The sequence below is a fragment of the Haloarcula pellucida genome (assembly GCF_014647235.1).
Lineage (GTDB): Archaea > Halobacteriota > Halobacteria > Halobacteriales > Haloarculaceae > Haloarcula > Haloarcula pellucida.
The window spans coordinates 190,998-207,398 of sequence record NZ_BMOU01000007.1 but is presented as its reverse complement, the minus strand read 5'-3'; the positions used below and the strand labels follow the sequence as shown (position 1 = coordinate 207,398).

Annotated in this window: 15 protein-coding genes; 7 read left to right on the top strand and 8 right to left on the bottom strand. The window is 64.7% G+C overall.

Going from position 1 to position 16,401, the window contains the following annotated elements; translation table 11 throughout:
* Positions 1-14 precede the first annotated feature (14 nt).
* Complete coding sequence (locus IEY28_RS19445) at positions 15-1,571, bottom strand: Cdc6/Cdc18 family protein (RefSeq protein WP_189001764.1); 1,557 nt, start codon at positions 1,569-1,571, stop codon at positions 15-17.
* A gap of 1,102 nt (positions 1,572-2,673) precedes the next feature.
* Here IEY28_RS19445 and IEY28_RS19440 point away from each other — a divergent pair.
* From IEY28_RS19440 to IEY28_RS19430, 3 genes are read left to right on the top strand one after another with little or no spacing between them, the layout of a single operon-like run.
* Positions 2,674-3,315 carry an Era-like GTP-binding protein gene (locus tag IEY28_RS19440; RefSeq protein WP_166967295.1) on the top strand — a complete coding sequence of 214 codons (642 nt, stop codon included), beginning with the start codon at positions 2,674-2,676 and terminating at the stop codon, positions 3,313-3,315.
* Between the two features lie 4 nt (positions 3,316-3,319).
* The gene (locus tag IEY28_RS19435) at positions 3,320-3,703 is read left to right on the top strand and encodes a DUF2073 domain-containing protein (protein ID WP_166967293.1); all 384 of its coding nucleotides are present in this window, start codon (positions 3,320-3,322) and stop codon (positions 3,701-3,703) included.
* Positions 3,703-4,410, top strand: coding sequence for an OapC/ArvC family zinc-ribbon domain-containing protein (locus IEY28_RS19430; protein ID WP_189001762.1), 708 nt, complete (start codon positions 3,703-3,705; stop codon positions 4,408-4,410). Before IEY28_RS19435 ends, IEY28_RS19430 begins: the two co-directional genes overlap by 1 nt.
* A gap of 240 nt (positions 4,411-4,650) precedes the next feature.
* On the opposite strand, the gene mdh is transcribed toward IEY28_RS19430, so the two are convergent.
* Complete coding sequence (gene mdh, locus IEY28_RS19425; protein WP_189001760.1) at positions 4,651-5,565, bottom strand: malate dehydrogenase; 915 nt, start codon at positions 5,563-5,565, stop codon at positions 4,651-4,653.
* Between the two features lie 108 nt (positions 5,566-5,673).
* Between mdh and IEY28_RS19420 the strand changes: the two genes are divergently transcribed.
* The gene (locus tag IEY28_RS19420; RefSeq protein WP_189001758.1) at positions 5,674-6,474 is read left to right on the top strand and encodes an Sjogren's syndrome/scleroderma autoantigen 1 family protein; all 801 of its coding nucleotides are present in this window, start codon (positions 5,674-5,676) and stop codon (positions 6,472-6,474) included.
* Between the two features lie 6 nt (positions 6,475-6,480).
* Here the strand turns inward: IEY28_RS19420 and IEY28_RS19415 are convergent, their stop codons facing one another.
* Positions 6,481-7,041: a redoxin domain-containing protein gene (locus IEY28_RS19415; protein WP_189001756.1), complete on the bottom strand. Its 561-nt coding sequence runs from the start codon at positions 7,039-7,041 to the stop codon at positions 6,481-6,483.
* 85 nt (positions 7,042-7,126) lie between these two features.
* Positions 7,127-9,586: a DEAD/DEAH box helicase gene (locus tag IEY28_RS19410; protein WP_189001754.1), complete on the bottom strand. Its 2,460-nt coding sequence runs from the start codon at positions 9,584-9,586 to the stop codon at positions 7,127-7,129.
* Positions 9,587-9,689: 103 nt separating this feature from the next.
* Here IEY28_RS19410 and IEY28_RS19405 point away from each other — a divergent pair, with 103 nt between their 5' ends.
* A complete protein-coding gene (locus tag IEY28_RS19405) occupies positions 9,690-11,366 on the top strand; it encodes a histidine kinase N-terminal 7TM domain-containing protein (RefSeq protein WP_189001752.1) in 1,677 nt (558 codons plus the stop codon).
* A gap of 148 nt (positions 11,367-11,514) precedes the next feature.
* Positions 11,515-12,390, top strand: coding sequence for a UbiA family prenyltransferase (locus IEY28_RS19400; RefSeq protein ID WP_189001750.1), 876 nt, complete (start codon positions 11,515-11,517; stop codon positions 12,388-12,390).
* Here the strand turns inward: IEY28_RS19400 and IEY28_RS19395 are convergent.
* The 3 genes from IEY28_RS19395 to IEY28_RS19385 are packed head-to-tail and all read right to left on the bottom strand — an operon-like array spanning position 12,387 to position 15,554.
* Entirely contained in the window at positions 12,387-12,974 is a 588-nt protein-coding gene (locus IEY28_RS19395; protein ID WP_189001748.1) for a dolichol kinase, read from the bottom strand. The genes IEY28_RS19400 and IEY28_RS19395 overlap by 4 nt on opposite strands.
* A 1-nt stretch (position 12,975) precedes the next feature.
* On the bottom strand, positions 12,976-14,712 hold the full coding sequence (gene glyS, locus IEY28_RS19390) for a glycine--tRNA ligase (RefSeq protein WP_189001746.1): 1,737 nt from the start codon (positions 14,710-14,712) through the stop codon (positions 12,976-12,978).
* Entirely contained in the window at positions 14,709-15,554 is an 846-nt protein-coding gene (locus tag IEY28_RS19385) for a CBS domain-containing protein (protein WP_189001744.1), read from the bottom strand. Before IEY28_RS19385 ends, glyS begins: the two co-directional genes overlap by 4 nt.
* 391 nt (positions 15,555-15,945) lie before the next feature.
* Between IEY28_RS19385 and IEY28_RS19380 the strand changes: the two genes are divergently transcribed.
* A complete protein-coding gene (locus tag IEY28_RS19380; protein ID WP_166967271.1) occupies positions 15,946-16,113 on the top strand; it encodes a DUF7556 family protein in 168 nt (55 codons plus the stop codon).
* A gap of 107 nt (positions 16,114-16,220) precedes the next feature.
* Here the strand turns inward: IEY28_RS19380 and IEY28_RS19375 are convergent, their stop codons facing one another.
* Positions 16,221-16,358, bottom strand: coding sequence for a hypothetical protein (locus tag IEY28_RS19375; RefSeq protein WP_189001736.1), 138 nt, complete (start codon positions 16,356-16,358; stop codon positions 16,221-16,223).
* Between the last annotated feature and the right edge of the window lie 43 nt (positions 16,359-16,401).

Sequence of the window (16,401 nt, the reverse complement as noted above, 5' to 3'; positions counted from 1 at the left end):
ACGCGGGCGCACACTCAGTTGTCGAACCGCGCTTGGACGAACGGCTGGACGTCGTCGATGTCGCCGAGTCGCGAGTCAGAGAGGAGGACTGCTTCGGTCTCTTCGGTCGGTACCGACAGGGAGATCTCCTTCGTCCGGCCGTACCGGCCCTTCGAGACGACGACGGCGTTGACGATGCCCAGCATGTCCAGTTCGGAGATGAGGTCCGTGACACGGCGCTGGGTCAACACGTCGGCGTCGATCTCCTCGCAGAGGTTCTTGTAGATGTTGAACACCTCGCCGGTGTTGATGTTGCGGACGCCGTTTTTCTCTAACAGGATGATGGCAAAGAGGACGATCTTCGACTGGGTCGGGAGCGTCCTGACGACCTCGACGACCCGGTCGAGTTCGATCTTCTCTTGGGCCTGTCGGACGTGGTCTTCCTCGACCTGATCGGTCTGGTCGCGTTCGGCGAGTTCCCCGGCGGTCCGGAGGAGGTCCAGTGCGCGGCGGGCGTCCCCGTGTTCCTGTGCGGCGAAGGCCGCACACAGCGGGATGACGTCGTCGGAGAGCGCACTCCCCTTGAACGCCACGTCAGCCCGCGCCTGCAGGATGTCCCGCAGTTGGTTGGCGTCGTACGGCGGGAAGACGATCTCCTCTTCGCCGAGGCTGGACTTGACGCGGGGGTCGAGAAAGTCGGTGAACTTCAGGTCGTTCGAGATGCCCATGATGGACACGCGGGAGTTCTCCAGTTCGGAGTTCATCCGCGAGAGGTTGTACAGCGTGTCGTCGCCGGACTTCTCGACGAGCTTGTCGATTTCGTCCAGCATGATGACGACCACGCGCTCGTGGTAGTCGACGGCGTCGAAAAAGGACGAATACACCCGGTCGGTCGGCCACCCGGTCATCGGCACTTCCTCGAAGTCGTCTTTGTCGGCTTCGAGGGCGTCGATTTCGCTTTCGAGCGCGTCGACGCTTTCGAACTCCGTCGCTTCGAGTTCGGTGGCGTCCTCGCGTGCGCGAGACAACACGTCTTCGAGCGTCTCGATGCGGTCGTCGATGACGTCGGCGTTCTTGTTGATGAACTTGTTCGCGAGCTGTGCGAGGACGCGGTACTGGGTGTCGGTCACCTCGCAGTTGATGTACTCGACTTCACAGGGGACCTCGTACTTCTGTGAGGTCGTCTCCAATTCCTCGCTGACGAACTTCGCGCTGGCCGTCTTCCCGGTCCCCGTTTTCCCGTAGATGAGAATGTTCGACGGTGTGTCCCCACGGAGAGCGGTAACCAGAATGGTCGCCATGTTGTTTATCTGCTCTTCTCGGTGCGGGAGTTTGTGCGGCGTGTAGGACGGTCGCAGTACCTCCTTGTTCTCGAAGATGGGTTCGCCTTCGAGCAAGTCGTCGAACAGGCCGCGGGAAGCCTCGTCGGAGTCCCCGGTGCTTCCCGTATCGAGGTTGTCGAAAACGACGTCGTCCAGGTCCGGTGTCTGTGAGGACTGGGCGTCGGTCGTGTCGTCGTCGGACGAGAGTGAGTACTCCGGGTCCTCCGATGTGTCGGGCCCGGCGTCCGAGTCGTCGAGTGAATCGGTCATTGTCGAGAGCGCAACCCCTTTGTTTCGAGTGGAGAGCAACGGAGATGCCCGAAGAGCGGACGTGAGGACTGCGTCTGTGCCACCACTGACGAGTGTCGACGCTCTCGGGTGCGTCCAGTTGAACCACATGAACCCGTGGGTGATTCGATATTAAATATTTCGGTCGAATCGTGGCGGCAGATCCACCGGAAAGAGTCCCCCGGTACGGACGATGACGACCGAGTTACGGGAGTTCGTCGCTGCGCTACTGCCGAAGTAGTCGAGGGATACGCCCTCGATACCGGAGATACTCTCGGTGAGGAGTGGGGTAGCGGAGTGGCTGCACGGGAACTAGGGGGGGAGGGGCGACTGACCGTGGGGCGACGAGGACCGAAGAGCGGGGACGAGTAGGAGAGTCATACCGGCGCTACAGTTCGCGAGAGTGACTAGAACCCCACAGTTCCGGTGGACCCCCCCCCCCACCCCTTCGTTTCGGGTGGAACGGCCTTCGAGAGAGGGGTGGGGGTGAACGAACGAGGGGTTGCTCTCTAGACTAGGAAAGACTTAATACATATACAGAAAAACCAAATCCGCACCCTAGAGAAGAAAACAACTAGAGGATTACAGCTGTTCTAGACTAGTGTTTCGACGCCTCTGCTCTATGAATCTGCTAGTCTAGCTCGTAGCGCACTCTTCAGTTCCGCCTGTCGAGTGCCGTCTCAGCGGCGTCCACCCCGGGTCCGTTCGCCGTTCCACCTGAAACGAAGGGGTGGGGGGCACACACCTCCCCCTCTGTTTCCCCTCCGTACCCTTCGTCATGGTATCCCCGGCTTCGGTCGAAACGTCCGTCGGTGTGTCTCGGGATCTCGGTTCCTATCGTTCACCGCTCTATGACCCTCGTTTCGCGTGCGTCCGAAAGCGCGGGTGAGACACCGAAGGAACCTGTGAATTTGCTCAATTCGTCCGTTCCCAGGCCGCTCTCCCGTGTTTCGTCTCGACGGTGGCGGGCCTCTCCAAACACATAATTAAACTCACACTTGTCTGACGTAGCCTTAAGTGAATTCGCCTTTCTTCTACGGGCAGAAGCCGCCAAACCGGCGAGTCCGGGCGGCGGGAGGATAGGATGGGACTGTTAACAAACCTCAGAGATAGCATTTCACGGGCAGCATCGACGCTGTTCTCCGAAGAAGACCCAAAGCGTATCGGGATATACGGCCCGCCGAACGCCGGGAAAACGACGCTCGCGAACCGTATCGCACGCGACTGGACCGGCGACGCCGTCGGCCCGGAGAGCCACGTGCCACACGAGACGCGCCGCGCGCGCCGGAAGGAGAACGTCGAGATAGAACGGGACGGGAAGAAGGTGACAATCGATATCGTCGACACGCCCGGCGTGACGACGAAAGTCGACTACACCGAATTTCTGGAACACGACATGGAGAAAGACGACGCTGTGCGTCGATCTCGGGAAGCCACGGAAGGGGTCGCGGAAGCGATGCACTGGCTTCGCGAGGACGTCGACGGCGTCATCTACGTGCTCGATTCGGCGACCGACCCGTTCACGCAGGTCAACACGATGCTCATCGGCATCATCGAGAGTCAGGACCTCCCGGTGCTGATTCTCGCGAACAAGATCGACCTAGAGGAGTCGTCGGTCCAGCGGATTCGCAACGCCTACCCACAACACGAGACCATCCCGCTCTCCGCGCTGGAGGGCGACAACATGGACGAGGTCTACGACAAGATAGCGGAGTACTTCGGGTGATACCATGGCAGAGATAAAAGGCCCCGACGACGGCGTGCAGATAGACCTCATCAGCGGCGAACGGATGGACGGCCTCGCCTCGATGGAGAAGATACGCATCATCTTAGACGGGGTGCGCGACGGCAACATCGTCATCCTCGAAGAGGGACTCTCCCCCGACGAGGAGTCCCGTCTCATCGAGGTGACGATGACCGAGATAAGCCCCGACGAGTTCAACGGCATCGAGATAGAGACCTACCCCAAATCGGAGACGGCAGACCAGAGCATCCTGGACCGCATCATGGGCAAGGAGTCGACGAAGAAACTGACCGTCATCGGCCCGGCCAACCAGATCGAGACACTCCACAAAGACGAAACTCTCATCAGCGCGCTCGTCTCCCGGAAATAATGCCTCACCAGTGTACGAACTGCGGCCGCGCGTTCGACGACGGCTCGAAGGAGATGCTGTCTGGCTGTCCGGACTGTGGCGGTAACAAGTTCCAGTTCCGGCCCGACGGCATCGATAGTCAGGCGCCGCCGGATCCGGATGCGGAACCGCCAGAACCCCCGGAGCCGCCGGGTGCCGACAGTACCGTGGCACGCACCGTCGGCAAGACGGCAGCGACGGTCCGGGACATCGTCGGCGGCGGGAACGACGACCCGACCGTCGGCGCCGACGCCGGGGCCGCCAGTTCGACTGGAGCGAGCGGTTCCGACGACGCCTCGCCCGGCGTCGACCGGAGCGAGGCCGCGACCCGCCGGGAGGTCGACACCCAGACGGCAGACACCGAGGACGCTGCACAGGCGAGCGCCCGCGCGGACGTGGTGACGCCGGACGAACTCCCCCAGGAGCCCCAGACCGACTCCGAGAGCGAACATCACTTCCAACCCGTCGGCGCCGACCCGGACCCGCCGGAGGAACCCGATGAGACGGAGCGGCCGGACCTCAAGGAACTGCGCGAGGAACTCAACGACCAGTTCGAGTCCATCAAGGTGCTCGAACCGGGGCAGTACGAACTGAACCTGATGGAACTGTACGACCGCGAGGAGTACATCGTCGCGTTACAGGAGGACGGCCGGTACTCGATTCAGGTCCCCGAGACGTTCCGCGAGTAATCCCCTTATTTTCGGGTGCGATCCGGCACAATCGTTATATAACGCCGCGTAGATGAATCGCGTACGAACCATGGCACACCGGAACTGTTCGCCGACGGAGTCACACCTCGAAGAGTGGGCGTCGCTCCTCGGGACAGACATCGCCGAGGAATCACGGGAGCGGACCGAGAACGGCGACTGGCCGGACTAATCAGACGGCGTCCGAAGACAGAGAGAAAGACGGCGAAAGTCCTGACGGCGTTACTCGATTTTGGCGTACTGCTCTGAGAGCTTCTCGGCCGCCTCGGCCATCAGGTCCTGTTCGTAGTCGTCTAAGTCCCACTCGACGACTTCCTCGACGCCGTTCGAGCCGAGTCGGACGGGGACGCCGAAGGCGGTGTCCTCGTGGCCGAACTCGCCCTGCAGTTTGACCGAAGCGGGCAGGACCTCGCCGGTGTCGCGGACGATGGCCTCGACCATGTGGGCGACGCCGCGGGCGGGGCCCCACTCGGTCGCGCCCTTGCGCTCGATGACGTCCATGGCCGACTCCTGTAGGTCGCCGAGAATCTCTTCTCTCTCGTCGCCGTCGAACTCGGGGTCGGTGCCGTCGACGCGGACCTTCGAGAAGACGGGGACCTGTGCGTCGCCGTGCTCGCCGAGGATGGTCGCCTCGACGTTCTGGGTCGGGGCGTCGAAGCGCTCGGAGAGGACGTAGCGGAACCGCGCGGAGTCCAGTCGACCGCCGAAGCCGATGACCTGTTCGCGCGAGCGGTCGCCGGCCTCGTAGAGGTGGCGGTTGAGCAGGTCGACGGGGTTGGAGGTAGTCAGCGAGATGTAGTCGTCGTTGTGCTCGTCGAGCGAGGACTGGATGTCCTCCATGATGGGGGCGTTGTCGCCCGCGAGGTCGATTCGGGTCTGGCCCGGTTGGCGCGGGATGCCGGCCGTGATGACGACGACGTCCGACCCAGCGGTGTCCTCGTAGCCGCCCTGTCGGACCGTCGTGTTCGAATCGTATGCGATGCCGTGGTTGGTGTCGGCGGCCTGCCCGATGGTGTCTTCTTCCTTGTCCGGGATGTCGACGAAGACGACTTCGTCGGCGATGTCTCGGAGCGCGATGTTGTACCCTGCCGCGGCGCCGACCGTTCCGGCCGCACCGACTACGCTTACCTTTGTCATACCATTCGAAACGCCTTCGGCGCGAACGTTAAACGTGTCGAAACCCCCCTCCACGGGTCACTGATCGGACCCGAAAACGGTTTTCAGCGCCACGGCGTTGATACGTGTATGAGCGACTTCGATAAGGAAGCCGAACGCGAGAAACTCCGGGAGAAATTCGAGAAGGAGGAAGAACAGCGTGCGGCCACCGAACAGATGAGCGAACTCCTGTTGAAGGGTGCGACGATGACGAACGCCCACTGTTCGGACTGTGGCGACCCCATCTTCCGCTACGACGGGCAGGAGTTCTGTCCCACCTGCCAGAAGCCCATCACACGCGAGCAGGGAGCGTCGGCGGACGGGACCGACGACGAGGCCGGTCAGTCCGCCGACGGGGACCACATCGAGGTGGCGAACCCGAGCGACGAGGCCCGCGTCCAGTTCGGCGCCGACGAAGCGGACGACAGCGAGGCCGAGGAAGCCCGGACGGACGAACAGGACACCAACTCCAAAGCGGTCTCGGAGACGAACCACGTCGGCCGGAACGAACCCGACCGGGGGACGGACGCCCAGACTGCGCCACCCCGGGAAGTGCCGTCGGCAGACCCCGAACGGACTCCAGACGAAGCGGGGGGTAACCGAGAGACGGACGACCGTCGACCCGCTGACCGGCAGTCACACACCGCCGGTCGCCGGTCTGTGGGACGCGACGGGCGGGCGGGGCGACGGGCGAACCCGGACGTTTCGACTCGAACTGAGCGCGCTACCGGTGACGTACGTGCGGACCTCGACGCTGCGGCGTCGCTGCTTGCGGAGACGGTTCGGCGATTTGCGGAACGGGCCGCGGCGGCCGACGACCCGAGAGAAGCGCGCGAACACCTCGCTGCCGCCCGCGAGGCGGCGGAGGCGCTCGACGCGGCAAAGCGCTGACCGCTGTCAGCCGTCGGCGCGGACGCCGTCCCCGACGTCGACGGTCCCGTCGTCGCGGTGGACGTCGATTCGGTCGACGAGGGCGTCGATAGTCGGGACGTCCTGTGGCTTTGGCCCGCCGTGTCTGGAGACGATGCGGAGTCGGTCCTCGACGCACTCGAAGAGCACGACGCCGGGAAGGCTAGGGATCGTGCGCTGGAACGGTGCGAACGCATCGAACTCGTCGGGTGGGACGTCTCGACGGTCGTCGTCGACGCCGTCGTCCGTGGGGTCTGCGAGCATCGGGAACGGGAGTTCGTAGCGGCGGTGCCACACCAGCGCCCGTTCGCGGATGTCGGGCAACACCGGGACGACGGCGGTCCCTCGCGTGGCGAACTCCCCGTAGTGGTCGGCGAGTCGACTGACGAGGTCCCGACACAGCGGGCAGTAGTGGTTCCGGAGCAAGACGGCGAGGACGTAGTCGTGGTCGGCAGCGAGACGCTCGGACGTCAGCGTCGCGCTCCCTGCACCGACGTTGTCGAGTTCGAAGTCGAAGTAACGGTCACTACCGGTCGTCGTATCTGTCACCTGAGGACCCCCTTACCGGAACCACGCTATACAACTGCTTCAAACTTTCTCTGCACGAACAGATCGGTGAAATCGAATCGGCGTCTCAGGGATCGTACTCGCCGCTAACGACGTCGCGGATACGCGTCGCGGTCACCTCGCCGATGCCCGCCACGTCGAGCAAGTCGTCGTGGCCGGCGGTCATCACCGCTTCGACGCTCCCGAAGTGGGCCAGCAGGTTCCGGGCCGTCACTGGTCCGACTTCCGCGACCGAGGTGACGACGTACTCCTGTTGCTCGGCCAGCGTCTTCGACTGTTTCTCGCCGTGGACGCTCACCTCTCGGTCGCCCTCGTCCTGTTCGCGGCCGGCGATGACCTCCAGCAGGTCGGCCGTCTCGGCCTCGTCGGCGGTGCGCATCACGCTGGCGCCGAAGTCGACCGCGAGCGAGGCCAGCGCCCCGTTGATGGCCTTGTGGTGGACGTTTCGGGCGCCATAGAGGTCCTCGCCCTCGACGACGACGACCGGGCGGGCGTAGTGGCGGGTGGCGTCGCCGACTTGCTCGAACATCGACCGGTCCCCGCCGGTCAGTGTGTCCATGAAGTCGGCGACGGTCTTTCGCTCGACGACCACGCGGTCCGAGAGGACGTAGTCGCCGACCGCCAGCGTCTCCAGTCGCGTCTCGACGCCGTCGCGTGTCGAGAGGTCCCGGGCGATGGTCGAGTCGAGTTCGCGCTGGTCGGCGACTATCTCTATGGTCTCCTCGTCGCCGTCGGCCGTCGCGACGGCTCCCTCCAGTTCGTCGGCGTCGGTCCCTGCCTCCTCGGCGACATCTTCGCCGGCGAACGCGTCGAGGCCGGCCTGTCCGTCGTCGTCGGGCGCGCTCTGTGCGCCGTCGTCCTCGGTTTCGACTGGAGCGGGCGACCCCTCGCTCTCGGGCCCGGTTTCCGATCCGGCGTCGTCCCCGTCTGGGTTCTCGTACTCGTCCAGCCCGGTCTGGTCGAGTTCGGCCTCCAAGTCGCCGGCGACGCTCTTTAAGTTCTGTAACTCCCGTTTCATCCGTTTCTGGTCGTTTCTGGCCTTCCAGAAGTACGCCTCGTCGCGGGTGTCCTCGGCCAGCAAGACGACGACGCGGCCCTCGGCCTGTCGGCCGGTTCGTCCCTTGCGCTGGATGGCGCGGATGGCCGTCGGGACGGGTTCGTAGAACATCACGAGGTCGACCTCCGGCACGTCCAGTCCCTCCTCGGCGACGGAGGTCGATACGAGGACCTCGAACTCGCCGTTCCGGAAGCGGTCCAGCGTCTCCTGTTGCTCGGTCTGAGTCATCCCCTCGCTGCCGTCGGTGTCCGACTGGCCGACGAACTTCTGGGTCGAGAAGTGGTCCGAGAGGAAGTTGACGAGGGTTTCGGCGGTGTCCCGGGACTCGGTGAAGACGATGACTCGCTCGCCGTTCTCGATGCCGAGCGTCTCGGCCAGCAACATCCGCGTCTGGCGGAACTTCGGGTGGAGGTCGTCGTACGCGGCGGCCTTGCGCATCGCCTCGCGGATCTTGGGTTCGCTGACGAGTCGCTGGTCGGCTTTCGACGCGCCGGACGAGCGGGCGGCCTCCTTCAGGCGCTCGAAGTACCGCCGCAGGGACTCGACGCTCTGGGTCTCGACGTAGGTGACGGCCGTCCGTAACTTCCGAATCTCCGCGAGCAGGCTCATCCCCTGATACCCCTCGCTCTGGTCGTTGTCCATGAGTTTCCGCAACTCGGCCTGCATCCCCTGAATCTCTCGTTCGGAGAGGTCCGGCGAGGACTTGTTGGTGACGCCGAGGTCCTTTAACTGCGCCAGTCGGTCGGCGACGACTTCGTTGATGGCGTCGCGTATCTCTATCACTACGTCGGGGAGTTCGATACGTTTCCACTCGACGCTCGTATCGTGGGTGTACTCGGCGACGTCGGCGTCGTCCTCGGTCATCACGGTGACCTCCGAGAGGCCGAGATTCTCACACACTTCGAGGATGGCCTCCTCGTCGTCGCCGGGGGAGGCGCTCATCGCGGTGACGAGGGGATCGTCGGCGTCGGCGTGGTAGCGGTCGGCGATGTAGTTGTAGGCGTAGTCGCCGGTCGCGCGGTGACACTCGTCGAAGGTGCAGTGGGTCACCGACGAGAGGTCGATACGGTTGCCCACGAGGTCGTTCTCGACGACCTGCGGCGTCGCGATGACCACTCGCGCACGCTCGAACAACTCCGCTCGGTCGTCCGGTCGGACCTCACCCGTGAAAACGACTATCTCGTCGTCGGGAACGGTCAGCGCCTCACGGTAGAACTCGGCGTGTTGCTGGACCAGCGGTTTCGTCGGGGCCAGCAGGAGGGCGGTGCCGCCGACGCCGTGGAGGCGGCGGGCGGTCACGAGCAGGGAGACGGTCGTCTTGCCGAGGCCGGTGGGGAGACAGACGAGGGCGTGGCGATCGTCGGCGGTGTCGGCGAGTTCGACCTGATACCGGCGGTTCTCCAGCAGCCCGTCGGTAACCAGTGGCTCGGTGACGTACTCGCCACCGGACTCGGCGTCGGTGGTCGCCATTGGCGAGGCGTTGGCCCCGCCGGCGGTTAAGGGTTCAGGTAGCGTGGTGGAAGTGAAACGGGGTGGACGAAGGTATTATTTCATCTTCTGATAATCATAACTCATGACGGTGACCAGTCCGGTCGAACTCGTACTCGTGGTGTTCTTCACGGTTTCGGGGCTGTCACTCGTTGCGCTCACGGTGTATCTCCGGACGTATCCCCACGGGATTCGCGGCGTCCGCTCGTTTACCGCGCTGTTGGCGCTGACGGCGGTGTGGTCGTTCGCCGCCGCCGCGAAAATCGTCCTGCCGACCGCGGTCGAACGCGTACTGGTCGCGCTCGAACTCCCGCTTGGGGTGCTGTTCGTACTCGTCTTCTTCGTGTTCGCGGCCCAGTACACGGGCCGAGACTGGCACCGCCGCCCCCTCTTTATCGCGTACGTGGTGGTCGTGCTGATGGGGCTCGTGCTGGGTATCCTCACGAACCCGCTCCATCACCTGTTCTGGGAGGGTATCGACCTGTCGACGGCGGTGTTTCCCCATCTGGTTCACAGGGGACTGGGACCGCTGTACTTCCTCTATGTCTTCCTCTCGTACGGGCTGTACTGTGTGGCGGTGTACGCGTTGCTGGGCATCCACCTCCGGAGTCGGTACAGCACCGAGTCGGTGTTGCTCGTCGCCTTCGGGAGCGCGCTGCCGCTGTTTATCAACGTCGTCTCTGTACTGGACAGTGCCCCGATTCCGGGGCTGGATTACACGCCGATCGGCCTCGCCCTGTTCGGCATCGCGACGACGTGGTCCATCCAGCTAGATTTTTTCGACATCGTCCCACTGGCTCGCGATACGGCCGTCGAGCAGAGCAGCGAAGGCATGGTCATCCTCGACGCCGAGCGCCGCATCCGCGATTTCAACCCCACGGCATCAGAGCTCCTCCCGTCGCTTGCGAGCCACCAGAACGAGTCCATCGAACGAATCGTCGAGAACGCCGACGAGTGGTTCGAGGACGGCGACGGCGGCCGTACCGAGTTCGCTCCCCAGACCGACGAGGACCGGTATCTCTCGGTCCAGACGTCCGCGATAACCGACGGCCCGCACCACCTCGGCTGGACCGTCGTCCTCTCGGACATCACCGACCAACAGCGACGACAGCGTCACCTCCACCTCGTCTCGCGCGTCCTGCGACACAACATGGCCAACCGCATCAACACCATCATGGGTCACGCGGAGGTGTTAGAGGAGTACGTCGACGAACGTGGTCGGCCCCATCTGCAGGCTATCGACGACAGCGCCGGTTCCATCATGGAGACGAGCGCGAAACTCCGGACGATACAGCGTATCGTCACGAGCGAGCGAGCCAGAGAGCGAACCAACATCTCGACCACTGTCGAGGCCATCGTCGCCCGGTACTCGGCGAAATACCCGGCGGCGACGGTGACGGCGTCGTGTCCCGACGAGGTGTTCGTCCGATCGACCGTCGGGCTACAGGCCGCCCTCGAGAACCTCGTCGAGAACGGCATCGAACACGACCCGGATCCATCGCCGTCGGTGACTATCACCGTCACCGTCGATGCGGACACGGTCCACGTCACCGTCACCGACGAGGGCCCGGGCATCCCCGACACGGAGCGTCGTATCCTCGAAGAAGGTGAGACGCCGCTCCAGCACAGTTCCGGCGTCGGCCTGTGGCTCGTCTACTGTTTCGTCGAGCAGTCGGGACACGACCTCACGTTCGAGTTGCGCCCGGAGGGCGGGAGCGAAGTGTCCTTCTCGCTGGACCGGGCTCTGCCCGAGCTATCGTAGCCATTGAAGATCAATGCACACCCGACCGCACGACGGCGGTGCGGTCGGTGTGTGAATCGTTTCAATTGTCACGATAGACGAGTGACCGCGCTGGTCGCTGTAGACGGGGAAAGCCATCAATTCACTCCGATGTGTAGCTTGAACTACCATGGCGTACCACAGCCGCTCGACTCCCGCACAGGTCTGGCAGACACTGACCCACTCGCTCTGGTGGGCACAGCAACTCAGCGTCTTGCAAGGGGTGGTCGCGGCCGCAAAGGCGGCGTTCGCGGCGGTGTTACTCGGAGTCACGGCGCCGGCCGCACCGGTCGTCGTCGGCCTCGTCTCCTTTGCCGTCTACACGGCCAACGACCTCGCCGACATCGAGGAGGACGCAATCAACTGCCCCGAGCGGTCGTCATTCGTCACAGACCACCCGGTGGTGGTCGCCGGCCTCGCCGTCGGTGGCCTGCTACTGGGGGCGGGCATCGCGCTGTGGGCGGGCGGGCCGGACGCACTCGTCGTCGCCCTGATTCCGGTCGTCGCGTGCGTCCTCTACAGCGTCCCGCTCGCACCCGGGTGGCGGCGACTGAAGGACGTGTTCGTCGTGAACACGGGGCTGGTGGCACTGGCGTGGGCGTCGACCGTGACCCTGCTCCCACTTGCCGTAGCGGGTCGTCCCATCGGCCCGGTCGCGGTGGCGGTCTGTCTGTTCTTCTTCCTGCGGTCGTTCGTCTCGGTCGAGGTGTTCAACGTCCGAGACGTCGTCGGTGACAGGGCCACGGGCGTCGAGACGCTCCCCGTCGTCCTCGGTGTCGGTCGGACGCGGCAGGTACTCGCGCTGCTCGATGGCTGTTCGCTCGCGGTGCTGGTCGCGCTCACGCCCGTCGCGCACGCGGCCCTGCCCGCGGTGTTTGCCCTCCCGGTCGTGAGCTATTCGCTCTCGCTCACGTGGGTTCTGGACCGGACGAACGCGATGGATACGCTCTGTCTGGCCAAAGACGGCGAGTACCTCCTGCTCGGACTGGTCGCCCTCGCCGTCTAGAACGGGACCAAGACCAGTCCGGTCCACATCGCGGCGGCCGCGAGTACCGGGATGGCGAAGTTGTCGTCGACGACGTAACCCGCGATGGTGGGTTTGACCCCGTCGGCGAACGTCGCGGCGACGCCGCCCAGCACTGCCGCGGCCGGCGAGACGAACGGGGACGCGAGCAGCGTACACACGCCGAACATCACGAGCAACACCCACGCCTGCTTGACGTTGCTGGCCTCTGCAGAGCCCAGCAGGCCGCTTATCGGATCGCCGATGGCCAGCATGAACATCGCCGGTACGGCCACGGTGGTGGGTAGTCCGACGGCGACGGCCCCGGCGACGACGGCCATCCCGACGATGTACAGCGCGTAGCCCGCCGGATTGTCCTGTTCGTACTCGCGGGTGAGACGGTCGTAGATGGCCCAGTCGAGACCGATCGAGAGACGAACGAACTCCAGAAAGACGACGGTAACCAGACACACTGCCAGAAACGTCTGGACGACCCGCCAGGTGACGAGGTCCGGGGCGAGGAGGTACGAGAGCGGGACCGCCGACCCGGTGGCGTGGACGAGTCGACGGGCGACCTCGTCAGCCATCTTACAGGTCGTCGAAGGTCGTCTCGCCCTCGGTGAGGCGCGCTATCGTCTCCGCGAGGCCGTCGATGGAGACGCGTTTCTGCTCTGTGCTGTCCCGTTCCCGAACGGTGACCGTGTCCTCCTCTACGGACTCGTAGTCGACGGTAACGCAGTAGGGCGTCCCGATCTCGTCCTGTCGGCGGTAGCGCCGGCCGATGGCACCGGAGTCGTCGTAGGTGACCGAGTGCCCGGCCTCGCGGAGGGCGCTCGCTATCTCGCGGGCGTACTCGGCCATGCCGTCCTTGTCCATCAGCGGGAAGACGCCGACGGTGGTCGGGGCCTGTTCTGGCGGGAGGTCGAGGTAGGTGCGTTCCTCACCGTCTACCTCGTCCTCGGTGTAGGCGTGGGCCAGCATCGTGTAGATGAGGCGACCGACCCCGAAGGAGGGTTCGACGACGTGCGGGCGGACGTGTTCGCCGTTCTCCGTGACCGTCTCGACGCTGAAGTCCGTCTCCTCGACGGGGACGGTGTAGGCCTCGCCGTCTACCTCGACGGTCACGTCCTCACCCTCGAAGGCCTCGGGGTCCCGTTCGGCCAGCGCTTCGAGTGCGTCGGCCACCGACTGGGCGTCGCCGCCGAACTCGGGCCCGAGGTAGCTCATGTCCGGGTCGACGGTCGGTCGTTCGACGGTGACGGGTTCGTCGTACTGCTTGAAGACGGTGTAGTCCTCGCCGGAGTGTTCGGCGTGCTTCTGCAGGTCGTAGTCGCCCCGATAGGCAAAGCCCGTAATCTCTATCCAGTCGCCGTCGATTTCGGCTTCGGCGTCCCAGCAGTCAGCGGCGTAGTGGGCGAGTTCGCCCGGGAGGTGCTGGCGGAACCGGAACCGGTCCATGTCGATACCGATGCGCTCGTACCAGTCGCGGGCGACGCCCAGATAGTACGCCACCCAGTCGCTGGTGACGACGCCCTCGTCGACGGCTTCGCCGACGGTCAGCTGTTCGACGCCGCCGTCCGCTGCCTGCTGGCTCTCGCCGGAGTACAGCGGGAGCGTCACGTCCTCTACGTCGGCGAGCGGCGGTTCGTCCTCCTCGGGGTCGACGAAGTGTTCGAGTTCGGCCTGCGTGAACTCACGCACGCGCACGAGGGACTTCCGGGGGGAGATCTCGTTGCGGTAGGCCTTCCCGATCTGTGCGACGCCGAAGGGGAGCTGGTTACGCGCGTACTCCGAGAGCTGCGGGAACTCGACGAAGATGCCCTGTGCCGTCTCCGGCCGAAGGTAGCCCGGCGAGGAGGTGCCCGGGCCGATGTTCGTCGCGAACATCAGGTTGAAGTTGTCGACGGGTTCGCCGGCCAGCGAGGCGTTGCAGGACGGACAGGCGATGTCGTGGTCGGCGATGATGTCCATGACGTCCTCGTTGGGCAGGGACTCGGCCTCCTCGATGTCGGTGTTGTCCTCGACGATATGGTCGGCGCGGTGGGTCGCGCCGCACTCGCCGCACTCGATGATCATGTCGTCGAAGCCATCGAGGTGGCCCGACGCCTCGAAGACGGCTTCGGGCATCACGTCGGGGGCCGAAATCTCCTGATGGCCCTCTTGCAGGACGAAGCGGTCACGCCACGCGTCTTCGACGTTCGACTTCAGGGCCGCGCCCTGCGGGCCGTAGGTCCAGAACCCGGCCGCGCCGCCGTAGGCGCCGGCGGCGGGGAAATAAAAGCCCCGGCGCTTGGCCAGTTCGGTCAGTCGCTCGCCCTCGCTCATAGGCCCTCCAGTAGGTCGACGTCGCGGACGATACCGTCGAGTTCGTCGCCCGCGACGAGTGGAATCTGTTCGATGTCGTGTTCGATCATCAATCGGGCCGCCTCCCCGGCGGTGAGGCGTTTGCTCACGGTCACGACGTCGGCGGTCATGAACTCGCTTACGGGTTCGGCCGGAATCTCGACGTTTCGGGTGGGCATGTAGCGGCCGCCGACGGCCTTGATGCCCTCCCAGGCCCACTCGTCGTCCTCGTTGGCGATGGACTCGCCGGTGTCGTCTTCGCCCTCGACGACCCGGGCCACTTCGATGATGTCGACTTCGGTGAGCATCCCGGTCATCTCGCCCTCGGCGTCGAGGACGACGCCGTAGGGAACTTCGGCGTGGGACAGTTCCCGCTCGGCGACGGTCAGTGGCGTCTCGACGTAGATGCAGTTGATATCCCTGCGGGCGAGATTCCCGACTTCGGTGTCGCCGTCGACGTCGCCGTTCGCGATAGCGTGGACGACGTCGGTGACGGTGATGATGCCTTCGAGGCGCCCGTCGACGACGGGGATGCGGCGCTCGTTCTCCGCGACCATCAGGCGTGCGGCCTCCTGGATGCTGGCCTCGGCGGTGATGGTCGGGACTTCCTCGACGAGCAGCGCGAGCTGGTCCTCGTCGGGTCGGTCGATGAGGGCGTCCCGTGAGATGAGTCCGCGGAACTCCTCGCCGTCGTCGGTGTCTTTGATGACGGGGACGGACGAGAACGCCCGCTCTTGGAGGTACTCCAGCACGTCGTCACGGGTGCCCGGAATCTCGACCGTGACTACCTCCGAGCGCGGCGTCATGGCGTCTGCGACGTTCATACTGCCAAAACTTCCTGCCTGCACCTACTAAGTCCTTAACATCCACCGTTTTCTCTCGGCGCTCGGTCCGAGCCGCGTGGGTCCACGCCCGTCCGAACTGACAGCCGAAACCGTGCTGTGCAGGCCGCGACGACGCCGAAAACCCCGCTCGAAATCCTCGCGAACGGGTACGTTCACATCCGTTACCTAACACCGAGAGTAGGCCGGCCGTACCACTCGCCGCTCGACTGAATCTCGGACGAACCGCGACACTGCGCGCGGATGCCGCGGGGAGTCTCGGTCGTCCCGTCGTGGAAGTAGCGCACCCCCGGTCAGACAGATGTCTGACACTGGTCCGACTCCGTCCGGGGATTTCGCTACGTTTATATGTGGGTGTTACATATTGTCATGCATGGAGCCGGACACGGTTGCCCCAGCGGAGGTTGCTGAGGACGCGGAGGTTATGGCTTCCGTCGAGGAAGGTACGACTGATACGCTCGTCATCGCAGACGTCTCGACCGACGAGGCGTATATGACACTCCCGCTGGTAGACGCCGCCTCGCTGCCGGAATGGCGGTAACGCGCGGTCCGGGTCACTGCGGCTCGACCCGTGGTTTTACATTTTCGACGCTCGGGACTCGTAGCGACTGCCGACGCCGTCGCGGCGTTCGGCCGTCCTCGAACCGATCAGGTACCGCGCTCGAAATCGAGCAGCGGTATCGGCGCCAGTTCGCCGTCGGCGGCCTGCGGTGCGTCAGCGGCGGCAGGACCGGTGTCGCCGGACGCCCCACCGTCCGTGGCCGTGGGTTCCGAGCCGTCGGTCACGGCTCGCCGGCACCGCACGCACGCGTTGAGAAAACAAGCGTTA

What these genes read in the sequence shown, in the direction of transcription:
- IEY28_RS19420 (WP_189001758.1), top strand. Translation starts at nt 5,674, where the DNA reads ATGAGCGACTTCGATAAGGAAGCCGAACGCGAGAAACTCCGGGAGAAA.
- glyS (WP_189001746.1), bottom strand. Translation starts at nt 14,712, where the DNA reads ATGAGCGAGGGCGAGCGACTGACCGAACTGGCCAAGCGCCGGGGCTTT.
- IEY28_RS19400 (WP_189001750.1), top strand. Translation starts at nt 11,515, where the DNA reads ATGGCGTACCACAGCCGCTCGACTCCCGCACAGGTCTGGCAGACACTG.
- IEY28_RS19430 (WP_189001762.1), top strand. Translation starts at nt 3,703, where the DNA reads ATGCCTCACCAGTGTACGAACTGCGGCCGCGCGTTCGACGACGGCTCG.
- IEY28_RS19445 (WP_189001764.1), bottom strand. Translation starts at nt 1,571, where the DNA reads ATGACCGATTCACTCGACGACTCGGACGCCGGGCCCGACACATCGGAG.
- IEY28_RS19405 (WP_189001752.1), top strand. Translation starts at nt 9,690, where the DNA reads ATGACGGTGACCAGTCCGGTCGAACTCGTACTCGTGGTGTTCTTCACG.
- IEY28_RS19410 (WP_189001754.1), bottom strand. Translation starts at nt 9,586, where the DNA reads ATGGCGACCACCGACGCCGAGTCCGGTGGCGAGTACGTCACCGAGCCA.
- IEY28_RS19440 (WP_166967295.1), top strand. Translation starts at nt 2,674, where the DNA reads ATGGGACTGTTAACAAACCTCAGAGATAGCATTTCACGGGCAGCATCG.
- IEY28_RS19435 (WP_166967293.1), top strand. Translation starts at nt 3,320, where the DNA reads ATGGCAGAGATAAAAGGCCCCGACGACGGCGTGCAGATAGACCTCATC.
- mdh (WP_189001760.1), bottom strand. Translation starts at nt 5,565, where the DNA reads ATGACAAAGGTAAGCGTAGTCGGTGCGGCCGGAACGGTCGGCGCCGCG.
- IEY28_RS19380 (WP_166967271.1), top strand. Translation starts at nt 15,946, where the DNA reads ATGGAGCCGGACACGGTTGCCCCAGCGGAGGTTGCTGAGGACGCGGAG.
- IEY28_RS19395 (WP_189001748.1), bottom strand. Translation starts at nt 12,974, where the DNA reads ATGGCTGACGAGGTCGCCCGTCGACTCGTCCACGCCACCGGGTCGGCG.
- IEY28_RS19385 (WP_189001744.1), bottom strand. Translation starts at nt 15,554, where the DNA reads ATGAACGTCGCAGACGCCATGACGCCGCGCTCGGAGGTAGTCACGGTC.